The sequence below is a fragment of the Cellulophaga sp. BC115SP genome (assembly GCF_009905545.1).
Taxonomy (GTDB): Bacteria; Bacteroidota; Bacteroidia; order Cytophagales; family Spirosomataceae; genus Flectobacillus; species Flectobacillus rivi.
The window spans coordinates 1-14996 of sequence record NZ_JAAALB010000044.1; the positions used below are offsets into that span (position 1 = coordinate 1).

Below are 14996 nucleotides of genomic sequence, written 5' to 3' on the forward strand. Positions count from 1 at the left end.
ACTTTTTCCAGTTTTAGATTTTGAAGTTGCCATCATTAGTTGATTTTTGAGGGCAACCTATTTTAGGCAAGGACAAATGCTTACTCACAACTCATAATTCAACACTCTGAACTAAAACAGTGTATTAATTATTTTGGATAGATAATGAATAGTCAAGATATGCTCCAAGAAATTCTTGGAGCATACTTTTTATAAAGGATTATAATGTCATTTTTAGCTGAATGAAATAAGTTATTACCCAAAGTTCCCAATGATTCGGAAAAAGTGTTCTTAAAGTAGTCATCGATTTTTGTAAGTGATTGGATACCGACTGCTTGTTGATATTCATCAAATCAGCAATTTCATCATGACTGAGTCCTTGGTAAAATTTAAGAAAAAGAACTTCTCGTTGGCGTTTGGGCAATAATTCAAGCGCTTTTCTAACACGTTGCTCGTTTTGAGAGTATATTTCAGTCGAAATCCATTGGTCTTCAACATTGGTTTCGTCTGCGATATTGGCCTCCTCAGAGTCTACATCAGCACTAAAATCCTGCCATTTATTTTTACGCATTTGATATAGCAAATTATTTCTAACCGCTCTAATCAAATAAATACTCATCACATTGATAGTCCCAATGGTTGCCCGTTTTTCCCATAACTGAAGAAACAAATCTTGAATAGCATCTTTGATGGCTTCCTTGTCGGCAGTAAAGTTCAAAGCATAATTGAACAATAGACGATAATGTGCCTCGCATAATTTACTGAATGCCGCACGGTCACCTAGCTGAGTTTGTTCCCACAAGGATACATACAACTCGTTATTTTTTGATAGAGAGGCTGACTTTACCATAATTTTGCTTAATTGATTAAGCAAATGTAACAAAAAAAATAAATAATGATATATTTTTACGAAAAAACTTTGCTGATATTTCTAAAAATAAATAGGCATATTACTTTTTTACCAAAAAATGACAACTTGATTAAACGTTTAATGAAAATATATTTAGTCTTTATTAAGCGTAAATTTACCTTTTCTTGTTACTAAAATACGTGTAGGCAAAGTCCACAAAAAAATATTTTAAAAAAAAGAGTATCACAGGAGTATTCTCACATCTTATGATTGAAGAATAGAAAAAGTGCAATAAATCCTATGCAAGATTATAGACAATATAAACCAACAGACTTTATTTCGGATGATTCTTTCCGAGCATGGGTTTTGGAAAATTCGGAAGGAGATACCGCCTTTTGGGAACAATGGATGCTATTAAATCCAGATAAAAGAGCTGATGTTTTGGAAAGCAAAGGCATTTTATTGTCGATTTACAAAGCTTTTGAAAATGTAAATGATACAGAAGTCGCTTTTGAACTAGAAAAACTTAATGAACGATTGGATGAGTCTGAGGCTCAGAATAAGGTTGTTCGTTGGCCGTGGAACAAAATTTTCTATGCTGCTGCTTCTATTTTACTGATTTTAGGACTATTCTGGTTGAATCAGCGTCGTGAAGCCTCTCAGCAAATAGAAAATAATATTGCTTTGGCGCAAGGCTCTGCTTTGAAATGGGTTACGAAGGAAAATACCACCGATAATCAGATGACTGTAAACTTGGAAGATGGAAGTACAATTGTTTTACAAAAAAATAGTAAGATTCTTTATCCAGAAAAGTTTGAAAAAGAACAACGGAAGGTAATATTGATAGGAGAGGCATTCTTTGAAGTCGCCAAAAATCCATCAAGACCATTCTATGTTTTTGCGAATAAATTGGTAACTAAAGTACTGGGTACAAGCTTTTTAATACAAGCCAATGAAGCCGATAAAACGGTAAAAGTAGTGGTTAAAACAGGGAAAGTATCAGTTTTTGAAAATACGGTAAGCAATCTTGGTGAACACACAACCAATAAAAAATTACAAGGATTGGTACTAACACCCAACCAACAAGTGGTGTTTGATGAAACCGATAAGAGAATGATTAGAAGTCTGGTGGATTCTCCTAATTTACTTAAGGTACCAATTCAGAATCAGGTATTTGATTTTAATAATGTACCAATTGCTGAAGTTTTCAAAACCTTGGAAAAAGCTTACGGAATCAATATTGTGTATGATGCAGAGGTCATGAAAAACTGTTATTTGACAGCTTCTTTAGACGATGAACCACTTTTTGAGAAACTTAATTTAATCTGTAAAACAATTGATGCCAAATACGAACAAGTAGATGCGCAAATTGTGATATACTCTAACGGTTGTTATTAAACGTCGAATGCTATCAATTTTTAGTATTAAAAAAGTAAACCTTATTATTATGTAAAAAACTCGGCTATTAGCCACAAAAAAGAAGCGAAGGTGTTCCCGCACCCTCGCTTCAAAACTCCCTATCTTCTTTGGCAATGATGATTCACACTCAAAAAGTGTGCTGGGGGAGTATTTGCCGATTCGAATACGACAAATCAAACAAAAGTATGAAAAACAAAGTACTATTTCAAAAAACAATCCTAAAAGTCATGAGGATAAGTTTCTATCAGGTGCTTATTGCGATGATCTGTACAACCATAGCCGAAGCCAGAGAAGGTGTGGCTCAGAGTGCGTTAAATCAGAGACTGAGTGTTCAAAGCAATAACCAATCGATTGTAAGCATTTTACATAAATTAGAAAAGTTGTCGGATGTACGATTTATGTACAATCCACAAATTTTTGGTGGTGATGCCACCTCAAGCATTTCAGCAAAAAATGAAACACTAGATAATGTTTTGGAGCATTTGCTTAAACCTTTAAGGGTTGATTATGAGATGGTTGGTAATAAAATTATTCTGAAAAAGAATATGATGTTATCGACTATTGCTAACCTCGAAACTCGCATCAATACGACAATCATGCTCGGTGACCAGACCGTAAAAGGGAAGGTTGTAGATGAAAACGGACAGCCTATTCCTGGTGCAAGTGTCATCATTAAAGGGACTACCAAAGGAACTACCTCCGACGAAAAAGGAGAATTTAGTATCATTGCACCAGAAGCAGGAGCACTTATTATTTCGTCGGTAGGTTTCAACAAAAAAGAAATCAATATAGCAAAACGTGTATCTATTAACGTTACTCTAGAGTCAGACGTAAAGTCCCTCAATGAAGTCGTAGTGGTAGGTTACGGTACCGCCAAAAAAGCAACATTAACGGGTTCGGTTGCAACAGTATCTGCTCAAACTTTTAAAGATCGTGGTCCTGTATCTAGCCCCTTGGCAGCTTTACAAGGTCAGGTTGCAGGGGTGACAGTCACTCGTAACTCTGCACAGTCAGGGCGTGAAGGTTGGAATTTCCAAATCCGTGGAGCCGCTTCGGTCAATTCTACCGAACCTTTGGTAATTGTAGACGGCGTGCCAGTGCCGTCGGTAGGTGCGTTGAACTCATTTAACCCTAACGACATCGAAAATATATCATTCCTAAAGGACGGTTCTGCTGCGATTTACGGTTCACGTGCGGCTGGTGGTGTCGTATTGATTACCACCAAGCGTGGCAAATCTGGTAAAGTTGTGATTGATTATAATGGTTCGACTTCCATTAAAAAAGTAGGGTTACTCCCTAAGTTAGTGGATATTAAAGGTTGGGCTCCATTTGTGAAAGAAGCACGCGCCACTGACGGTTTTCCTGCGACAGATATTTGGTATAACTATGGTGCTGTTGCCGAAAAAGCGTTAGCCGCTGGTAAACAATGGTTAACAAAAGCTGAGTATGATGCTATGAGTACCAATGGTGCATCTTTATTTGGTGATGTAAAAGATTTTACGCTTTTCTCGGGTACTGAACAAGATATGCTTTGGGGTTCGGCCACATCTACCGAGCATCAATTGAGTATTTCAGGTTCTACAGAAAAATCAGGTTACCGAATTTCCCTAGGTTATTTGAAAGATGGAAGTTTACTACAAGTAGGAAATAATTTCTCAGACAGATATAACGCACGTCTTACGCATGATTATCAATTTTCTAAAAAGTTAAAGTTAGAAACAAACATTTCTTATGAAATTCAGAATATTGTTCAGCCAACATATTTAGGAGATGTGTTGAACAATGGTAATCAGCCTGGTAAGCCATTAAGTGGTTTGGGCTTGACAGGGAAACCTTATGTTTGGGGTTCGGGTTTGGGAAATGCCTCTGTAAATCAGATTGCACTTCAAGGTGGAGATAATAAGGAATATAACAATCGTTTGAACTCAAATGTGAATTTGACATATACTTTCAATTCAAATCTGAAGGCTGTGGGATATGCAGGTTTTTATCAACTAGATACCGATATTCGTACTTTGGGTAATTCAATCGGATGGTATGATTATACTGGAACTGTTTTGATTTCGAATTTACCTACGAGAAGTTTCTATCAGCGTTCATCTCGTTTAGAAAACAACTACAACTTGAACGGATACTTGGAGTATGAGAAGGAAGTTGCTCAAAACCAGACAATTAAATCCGTGTTAGGTGCTCAGTATGAATTGTACCAACGTAATATATATTTGGCTAAAACTTTTGATGTATTAGCTAACGTGCCTCCGTCACTTTCATTGAGCGTTGGAGATCCGACTTCAAAAACTGTGACAGAAAGTCAAACACATACTGCACTGGCAGGTTATTTTGCTCGTTTTAATTATAATTTCAATGATAAATATTTTGTAGAAGCCAATGCACGTTACGATGGTTCGTCAAAATTTAGAGCGCAAGATCGTTGGAAATTATTCTATGGCGTATCGGGCGGCTGGCGTTTAGGTCAAGAAGAGTTTATTAAAAATTTGAATATTTTTGATGAATTGAAATTAAGGGCTTCTTACGGTGTAATGGGTAATCAGAGTGGTATTAGTAATTATGACTATATCCAATTCCTAAACCTAGCATATTCTACCAGCTCTACAGATGCTAGTTACCCAATTTTAGGAACTAGTCCAGTAGTTCGTGTGTCACCAACAGGTACTTTGGTTGCTTATGACCGTACGTGGGAAAAACTAGAGACAGAGAACATTGGTTTAGATTTTGGTCTTTTAAAAAGACGTTTGTCTGGGTCATTTGATTATTTCTGGAAACGTAATGGTAATATGTTGTTGAGTCGTACTTATTCGGCAGTAATGGGGGCAAGCGCACCGACAGGAAATAACGGCGATTTGAGTGTTTGGGGCTGGGATTTTTCATTGAATTGGAGAGACAAAGTGGGTGAGCTTTCTTATAACTTGGGCTTCAATATTTCGGATAGCCAAAATAAGTTAGTCAATTTTGGAGGACAAAACCTTATTAGCAGTGCCAACCGTGGATTTAATTCGGCTGTAGAGGGGTATCCACTCAACTCTTACTTTGGTTTGGTTTACGATGGTAGAATCCAAACGCAAGAGCAACTTGACAATTATCGTAAATTTATCACAGGCAATAACATTGGTATGCCTTCTGGAGTTGCAACAGCACAAGCCAATAGTCGTTTGGCTTTAGGCGACAATATGTTTAAAGATGTAAACGGTGACGGAAAAATTACTTTCCCTGAGGATGCCGTTTATTTAGGAACAGATAATCCTCGTTATTCTTATTCAGTAAATGGTGGTTTGCAATTCAAAGGATTTGATTTTAGCTTTATTTTACAGGGAGTAGGAAAACGTACTATTATTCGTGATGGTAACTGGCGAATTCCTGCAGCCGTAATTTTCCAAGCCCAAAACGCTGCCTTCTTAGATCAGTGGTGGACGCCAGAAAGAACCAATGCTGCTTTGCCACGTATTTCTTCAACAGGTACAATCAATAATTACAACTATTTCCCATCTGACTGGGTAGCTGAGGATGGTTCATATTTACGTTTGAAAAACTTAGTGATAGGTTATACCATTCCTAAAGCAATTACACAAAAAGCGAAAATAGAGCGATTGAGAGTATATTTCTCTGGAAACGATTTGTATGAATTTTCTAAAATTCGCGATGGTTGGGATCCCGAGGCTCAAAGAACAGTATCTAATGCAGGCGATTCTAACAACCTTAATGTTAGTACAACGAGTCAGCGATTTCCATTCTATCGTTATTTCACATTTGGGGTAAACTTAACTTTCTAGTAAGAGGATTTAGGAAAATATAAATGAATTAAGATTATGAAAATCAATAAGATATATATTAAAGCGGCTTTAGTTGGACTGTTGTTTACCACCGTTAGTTGTAATGACTTGGTTGACCTAAAGCCTATCAATGAAATTTCGGATGCCGATTATTGGAAAACTTCCGATCAGTTCAAGTTAGCTGCCAACGAATTTTATACTTATTTGCGTAGCTTCTCAGATATTCTAAATGATGCACCACATTCTGACCGTCGTGCTGACTTTGTATTTGTCTCTGGTGGCAATGCCTTTAGCAACGGTACCAACACAATTCCGCTGTCGGATGGTAACTGGAATAGTGCCTATTCAAGAATTCGTGCCACTAACTACTTAATCGAAAAAGCAAGTGCGTATGCACAACCTATTGATATTAAACAGTTTGTAGCAGAGGCAAAGTTTTTTAGAGCATATACCTACTTTGACTTGTTGCAGCAATATGGTGAAGTACCGTTGATTACCAAAACATTGACGACCACTTCAAGCGAGTTGAACTCCCCACAAAATACAAGAGAAGAAATTGTGAATTTTATCATCCAAGATATTGAGGCCGCTATTACGGATTTACCATTGGAATCTGCTATTGCTGCCGCTGATAAAGGTAGAGTGAGTAAAGGGGCAGCACAGGCTTTTTTGGGTAGAGTAACGTTGTATGAAGGTACTTGGCAAAAGTTTAGAGGAAATACTGCTCGTGCCAATACTTTGCTTGACAAATCTATCTCGAGCAATGATGAGGTTATGAAAAGTTCTTTATATGAGTTGTTTGCACCAACTGCTTTGGGTGATTCAGCACAGAAGTATATGTTTATATTGGAAAATCAGCAATCAAATCCAGCCAATATTACGAAGGCAGCAAATAAAGAATATATTTTGGCGAACCGATACGATTTTGCTAGTCGCCAAATTAGATTAAATATTACGCATTCGGCACTTAATAACATATATTGGGTCACTCGTAAGTTTGCTACTCAGTATTTGTGTCAGGATGGTTTGCCTATTGATAAATCGCCTCTATTTAGAGGTTTTGCGACTACGACATCAGAATTCCAAAACCGTGATAATCGTATGCGATACAATATGATGGTTGATGGAAATTACTACTGGGATAATGAAAATCCTGGCGCGCGTGTAACTTGGAAAGGTGATGCAGCAGATATTGCTGCATCAAGAGGTAAACATAAATCTAATTCAAATTCAGGTTATGCCAATCAGAAATGGGCGACTGAACGCCGTTTAGATGATAACCAAGAAGGGTATGATTTCCCTGTTATTCGTTATGCAGAGGTATTGTTGAATTATGCTGAGGCAGTTTATGAAAGAAATGGTTCTATTTCAGACGTGGACTTGAATCGTTCATTGAATTTGGTACGTAATCGTGTAAATAAGACCATGCCAAAATTGACCAATGCTTTTGTTTCGGCAAATGGCTTGGATATGCGTACGGAAATTCGCCGTGAAAGAAACATTGAATTGTATTTTGAAGGCTTTAGAAGAGATGATTTGATTCGTTGGAAAACTGCTGAAACAGAGTTACCATCGGATATTCAAGGGATTCAATGGACAGGCACAGCTTATGAAACCTATTGGACGGGTATTAAAAACAACATTGTCAATGGAGTATATCGCATTGAATCGGGAAGAAGATGGCAGGACAGAAATTACTTATTGCCAATTCCATCACAACAGATTCAGTTAAATCCTAATTTGAAACAGAACGCTGGCTGGTAATCCTGAATAATTTTATGACGTATAGGGTACAAAGTAATGCCCTATACGTTATTCCTAGCATACCTAATCACTCCCTAATTTTGCCTTCTTGAAACGCCCTACACTTCTACTTAAAACCTCGAAATTTGATTTTCTAACATTTACTAAACGTTAACATGAAAACTTATTTAACGTGGCAACTACGATTATTGTTTCTAATAATTGTAGGGTTGATGCCGTATGTCCATACTCAAGCACAAACCTTCACACATCCTGGAGTATCTCACAAAAAGTCTGACTTAGACAGGATGAAAGCCATGGTTGCTGCTGGAATCGAACCATGGAAATCCTCCTTTAAATCTCTTTCTCAAAGTCCTTATGCCAGTTATAGCTATGCTGTTCGAGGCAATGGTAGTACGACTTTAGCAACGGTTTCGACCATAACTGGTTTTAATTATGATGACATCAAATACGATGGACTAGCCGCCTACTGTAATGCCTTGATGTGGTATGTAACAGGAGATGAGCGTCATGCCAAAAAAGCAGTGGAGATATTCAATGCTTGGTCCTATCTGCAAAGAATCAAAACGGGTGGTACTAGAAGTTTGGATGCTGGTCGTGTAATATGGAAATTGTTGGAAGGTGCCGAAATTATCAAGCATACCTACACTGGATGGAATGCGACCGACCTTGAAAGATTTAAGTCTATGCTAGTTTACCCAGGTTATTCGTCCACGGTAGAACCAACCGCTCAGATTAATAATGAAGAAGTGACCTTCTATTGGTTTATGTACAATGGCGATGCAGGTCGTCATGGCAATCAAGGAATCTTCGGGATGAGAGGTGTCGCTGCTATGGGTATCTTTTTGGATAATCGGGTGATGTACGAACGCTCTATTCGATACCTAAAAGGGCTTCCTCACCGTGCTGATGACCTTCCTTATCCAGCTGGACCACCAATCAATGGGACAACTCCGACCAGTGCCTCAAATGAATATCAAGAGGTATATGCGTTGAACGGCTTTGATAATTCTGTTCCTGATTATGGGTACAATGAATTAATTCAAAATTATGTTTGGGAAAATGGACAATGTCAAGAAAGTGCCCGAGACCAAACTCACTCTTTGAATGGGGTAGGGAATATCTTGACCATTTGTGAAATGGCTTGGAATCAAGGCGATGATATCTATAGTTTTCTTGATAATCGATTGCTAAAGGGGATGGAGTACAGCTATCGTTACAATGTTTCGCTCAATTATCCTTATCCTGACCAGACAACTCCTTGGGAACCGACAGTTGAATCAGGTGAATTTATTAGACGCCGTGATAGAACTGGTAGATGGCAATCGTTGAGAATGAATCCGCTCAATGAAGGAAAAACCGCAACAACAAGAGCTACTGGGTTTAAATTTGACCGTGCACCGATTACCGAAATGGTATTGGGGCATTATCGAGATAGAATAGGTGTTAACGCCAATAATTACAAATGGACACAACGTGCTTATGATATTTCGACACAAGAGTTAGGTGTTGAAAGCCAAGGTTTTGAGGTCGATTATCCTGGTTGGGGTGGCTTGACTTTTCATAGAACATCTCTTTCTCCTGGCGATGCTTGTGCTTTTGTGAATGGAAAACCTGTTTTTGCAATTCCCAATTTTCCTGCTACAATCGAAGCTGAAAACTTTGACTATATGCCTACCGATGGACAAAACAAAACATTTTACGATTTGAGTAACTCAAATACTGGCGGTCAATTTCGTCCGAACGAAGCGGTTGACATTGAAAGTCGAAGTAATGGAGGATACCACTTGACGTTTTTAGAGGCAGGAGAATGGGTAAACTATACGGTAAATGTGCCAACAGCAGGACGTTTTAAGATCAATATCAATGCTTTGGTTCTTGCAGCAGGAGGGAAAATCAAAATTGAGTTTGATGGAACAGATAAGACGGGCGAATTTGATATACCTGCAAATGGAAATTCTGATTGGCAAACGATTACCATTGCGCCACAAGTGAGTTTACATGCAGGTGTTCAAAGCATGAGAATCAAAATAGTAGGAGTTTCTAATGCCTTCAAGTTGGATAATATCGTGGTGGAATACCTTGGTGCTTTACCAACACAAACGATCTCATTTCCTGCCATTGCTACAAAGTCTTTTGGTGCGGCGAATTTCAATCCTAGTGCCAGTACAAGTTCTGGACTACCTGTAACTTATACAAGTTCAAATACTTCCGTAGCAACAATTGTCAATGGACTTGTGCAAATAGTTGGTGTAGGTTCTTGTCTGATTACAGCCTCTCAACAAGGGAATGATGATTATGCTGCAGCACAAAGCGTAAGTCGCACGCTATTAGTGACGGGTATCGCCGCTGGAGATTATCTGTCCTCGGGTAATATGAATTGGAATGGTGGAACTTGGAATATTTCAGATGGAAACGGCGGAATCGCAAGCTCAACCACAACAGCTCCGACTGCCAATACTAATGTTCATATTCTAGCAGGACATACTGTTACCTTATCTTCCGTAGCAGGTTCTTGCAAAAGTTTGACAGTCAATGCGCAAGCAACACTCACAGAAACAATTGCCCTCACAGTAGCCAATACCTTGATTATGGATGGCACAATGACACATACTGGTGCGATTACAGCAAATGGTGATGTCTTTGTAGGAGGTATTTGGACTGCCTCAAGTAATCTAACGGTGGCGAAGAATTTTTCTATTCAAAGTTCAGGGGTGTATAAATCTTCAACCGCACCAGGTGGGTCAGTTTTTAGTTTGACGGTCAATGGCAATGACGCTGTTGTTCGTGTAGATGGAACTTTAGGAGGAACTACCACAGGCAATAGCACCGTTGGAGAAGGAATCAGACTTTATCTCGGGGGAAGCGGTTCGCCAACGGTAACAGGTACAGGCATAGTGAATATTGCTCGTTTTCAACCAACTGGTAACAATATCCAAAATATCATTTTTGATATAGATATGAATTTCGGTAACAACAGTGTGCAATCCAGTGGGATAAATACCTTATCATTATTGGCAGGAACTTCTAATAAAACGCTGACTATTAATGCAGGAAAAACGGTAAAAATTTCTAATCCCAATGGCTCATTTCATTCCCCAACTAATGCGACAGAGGATAATACAGTAGCCGCCTTGAAATTAGGTGGAACGCAAAATTATGGGAATATGACCTACAATATTTTGGGAACTTTAGATGTAAGCCAAGCACATTTTGTCTTGTATTCCAACACCAGTACATCCAATCCTTCAGCGGTTCAAACAATCGCCGTAAATGTGGGAACTCAAGGAATACTGAAATTGGGCTCTGATGTTAGAATGGCGAAGAATGCTGCCACTCAAAATATTTTTGTAAACGTAGCAGACGGAGGAATCATTGATGCTACTACGGCGCCTTTAAACTTGACCATAGCCCCAATTAGTGCCAATGGTCATACCACAAATGGTTCGGGTCAACTATGGTTTACCATGGCTCCAAACGCAGTCTACAAACAGGCTCTGAGCGCTGGAATGGCAACGCCTCTTTGGGTGGGTGTGTCTAACACAAGTTACAATCCTGTTACAATTACCCCTAACGCTGCAACAGTGGTCGAAACAAGTCTTCAAACAGGCTTTGGCCCAAGTGGGTTGGAGACTCAAACTATCCAGCAAGCCGTTAATCGTACATGGAACTTGAAAACTTCTGATGCGGTAAGTAGTTCATTAAAGTTTGGATTCAACGCTTCTGATTTGAATGTAGGGGCAAGCGCCACTCAAGGAATGAAGCTTATTCGTTATAACTCCTCAACAAATACTTGGGAAAAAGTAGCCAATAGCACGCCACAATTAGGTCAAAATAACAGCTTTACTGTTTCTTATGATAATGTTTCACCACTGTCGAGTTTTGTTCTGAGCAACAGATACTATGTGCCAGTGAATATTACGAATCTTAGTTCTTTTTACTGTAAAAATGCTCCTGCTGTAACACTAACAGGAACCCCTTCGGGTGGAACTTTTACAGTAGATGGTAATCCCGTAAGTGTATTCGATCCTACAAGTTTATCTTCTGGAATGCACACAGTCATTTATGCTTTAGCAGATGGTGAAAACTCAGATACCTTGCAAGTGGAGGTAGGAGTCTCATTGACAGCTCCAAGTATTTCGGGTGCAGGAGTCTATTTTATGCCAAATCCAGTAACTCTAACTGCTTCTGGTTGTTCTGGTATCGTTCGCTGGTCAAATAATACCTCAGGAAATACATTAACCATATCTGGTGTAGGAAGTTATTCGTATACAGCTACTTGTGTTGTGAATGGTTGTGTTTCGCCCTCCAGCGATGTGGCAATCGTGGAAATCAAAAAGCTAGACCAGATGATTACTTTTGAGGAAATAACTAATAAGTACATCGACGAAGCAGACTTTACTCCAGTGGTTTCTTCTAATGCAGGTTTGGCTATTTCATTAGTAAGCTCAGACACAAGTATCGCCAAAATTTCTAATGGACTAATCAAATTAGTGGGCGTTGGGACTGTACAAATTACTGCTTCACAATCAGGAAATGGCAATTATAATCCTGCTGCTAATATCTCTAGGAGCTTTTCTATTTTAAGTTCTGTTAAAATAAAATATCAGAACGGAGATAATAGTACGACCAACAATCAAATTAAACCATTTTTGACCTTAGTAAACGAAAGTAATCATACAATCCCTTACAACGAATTGACGGTGAAGTACTGGTTTACTCCAGAAAATTATACGGGCATCAATACATGGATTGACTATGCAGCACTTGGGAATTCGAATGTCAAAATGAGTTATGCTAATTTGCCTAATCCACGAAATAATGCCTTAGGATATGTAGAATACAGCTTTTTAGCCGCGGCAGGTAATCTGGGAGCAAATGCTAATTCAGGTGTAATTCAATCAAGATTTGCCAATACAGATTGGTCAGATTTGAATGAACAAAACGATTATTCATGGTCAAATACCAATTCCACTTTATTGGTGACTAACATTACGGTGTATAGAAATGGTAAATTGATTTGGGGGCAAGAGCCGTCTTTGGTACCTGTCAACCAGTCGCTGAAAGTGTATGCAAATTCAAAGTCACAACCCAATTCAAACACTATTAGTACCTATTTAACCCTCAATAATGAAGGGAATAGCCCTGTAAACTACAAGGATCTGAAAGTTCGCTATTGGTTTACCAAAGATGGAAGTGCCAACTTAAACACCTTCTTTGACTATGTGCAGATAGGTAATGCTCAGGTTAATGGAACTTTTGGCAGTGTTTCTAACAAACAAGGCGCAGATTCCTATTTTGATCTTGGTTTTAACGCCACAGCTGGCGTCCTTTATCCTTTATCAAATTCGGGAAATATCAATTTTAGAATTGCGAAAACTGATTGGAGTAACTTCAACCAAAATGATGACTATTCATACATGAATGTCAATGGAAATTCTTTGTTGTTAAATACCAAAATTTCAGTGTATTATCAGGGGAATCTAATATTCGGCTCTGAGCCTAATGCCTTGTCCAATAATGCAATAGGGGATAATCTGGCATTGATACAGTACAGTGTATATCCTAATCCTTCTTCTCAAAATAATGTCAAAGTAGCGTTGAAAAATGACATTAAGTTGGAAAATGATGTTCCAATTCGAGTATATAACAGCACTGGGATGCTTATTACTGAGAAGATAGTAGAGGCTGGTGAGACGAGAACAATAGAACTCAATTTACCAGACCAATTGACAACAGGGGTGTATTACATCCAATTAGGAAATATGCCATCTGTTAAGCTAATCCTTCAAAAATAGATCAGGTTTTTACAGATTCGAGAGTCTTTTTGAGGCTCTCGAATTTTATTTTATAGTTTCCAGTGTCTCTCGAAATGCTTGCTTACGAGCTTAACTTTTACCCTGTCAAAACTTTTTTACATATTTTTCTTCATAAAAGGGTATCAAATTCAAAAAGTGGCATCTTTTTATTGTGGACTACTTAGAAATTGCACTAAGAGTATATGATTCATTATAAAATCAATAATTTTTCATAGATTTTTAAGAAAAAGTAGAAATGCAGTCTGTGGAGAGGATGGATGTTTTTTCAAAAACTAGGTTTTTTTATGAGAATAATCGTTTAACTTGTATGCTACTTCCCGAAAAACTTAAAACGATTGTGTTTGTAGATGAAAAAAATGTCTATCAAAGAAGTGGCAAGCGCTCTTCAAATTTCTACTGCTACGGTTTCATATATCCTTAATGGAAAAGCCAAAGAAAAACGTATTAGTCCCGAATTAACAAAAAAAGTAACAGCTTTTATTGAAGAAAATAACTTCAGACCCAACCATTTGGCTAAGAGTCTCCGAACGGGCAAAACGAATGTGATTGGCTTGATTGTTGAAGATATTGCCGACCCATTTTTTGCTAGTGTAGCAGGGCATATCGAAAATGTAGCTTATGAGAATGGCTACAAAATCATTTATAGTAGTACCAAAAACGACCCTAAAAAAGCCAAAGAGCTGATTGATACTTTCAGAGATCGTAATGTAGATGGGTATATCATTACGCCTACAGAAGGTATTGACAATGAAATTAAATATCTGATTGATAGTAAGTTGCCAGTGGTATTGTTTGATAGGAATTGTAATGATTTAGATATTAGTTATGTGGGAATGAACAATTTCGAAAGCTCATATCAAGCAGCGAAATACCTTATTTCACAAGATTATAAAAATATTGCATTTGTAACGCTCGACTCAGTTCAGCCCCAAATGATAGACCGTTTGCTAGGCTATGAAAGAGCGATTTATGAAAACCGTTTGACTTCTTTTGTCAAAAAAGTGGAGTATCGTGCTGCCAAAGAACATTTGATTATGGCGGAAATTGAGAATATGCTAAAAACTGAACCTCAAATAGATGCGATATTTTTTGCTACTAACTATTTAGCTATCACAGGAATAGAGTTGCTAAATCGCATGGGAGTAAAAATAGGAGAGGAGTTAGGCATGATGGTTTTTGATGACAACGATTTGTTCCGTATTCATCAGCCATCTATCTCAGCGATTGCTCAACCGATTCAGGAAATGTCTCAACAACTGATTAATGACTTGTTGGAACACATGCAAGATACCAACGAGTATACCAATAGAACAACCGTTTTGCCTGCACACCTTATTATCAGAGATTCGTCGAGTAAAATGCGCAAAAATGCTTAGA

General features: G+C 38.1%; 6 protein-coding genes. 5 read left to right on the forward strand and 1 reads right to left on the reverse strand.

Annotated elements, in window-relative coordinates; genetic code table 11:
- Positions 1-199: 199 nt before the first annotated feature.
- Entirely contained in the window at positions 200-829 is a 630-nt protein-coding gene (locus GVN22_RS22165) for an RNA polymerase sigma factor (RefSeq protein ID WP_166553201.1), read from the reverse strand.
- 300 nt (positions 830-1129) lie between these two features.
- Between GVN22_RS22165 and GVN22_RS22170 the strand changes: the two genes are divergently transcribed.
- The 5 genes from GVN22_RS22170 (at position 1130) to GVN22_RS22190 (ending at position 14995) form a co-directional block, all read left to right on the forward strand.
- Complete coding sequence (locus GVN22_RS22170; protein ID WP_166553202.1) at positions 1130-2227, forward strand: FecR family protein; 1098 nt, start codon at positions 1130-1132, stop codon at positions 2225-2227.
- A gap of 206 nt (positions 2228-2433) precedes the next feature.
- Positions 2434-6036: a SusC/RagA family TonB-linked outer membrane protein gene (locus tag GVN22_RS22175; protein ID WP_166553203.1), complete on the forward strand. Its 3603-nt coding sequence runs from the start codon at positions 2434-2436 to the stop codon at positions 6034-6036.
- Positions 6037-6072: 36 nt separating this feature from the next.
- Positions 6073-7800, forward strand: coding sequence for a RagB/SusD family nutrient uptake outer membrane protein (locus GVN22_RS22180; RefSeq protein WP_166553204.1), 1728 nt, complete (start codon positions 6073-6075; stop codon positions 7798-7800).
- A gap of 155 nt (positions 7801-7955) precedes the next feature.
- Positions 7956-13598 (forward strand): cellulose binding domain-containing protein, encoded by a 5643-nt coding sequence (locus GVN22_RS22185; RefSeq protein WP_166553205.1) that lies wholly within the window; start codon positions 7956-7958, stop codon positions 13596-13598.
- Positions 13599-13966: 368 nt separating this feature from the next.
- The gene (locus GVN22_RS22190) at positions 13967-14995 is read left to right on the forward strand and encodes a LacI family DNA-binding transcriptional regulator (protein ID WP_166553206.1); all 1029 of its coding nucleotides are present in this window, start codon (positions 13967-13969) and stop codon (positions 14993-14995) included.
- The last annotated feature ends 1 nt before the right edge of the window (position 14996 follow it).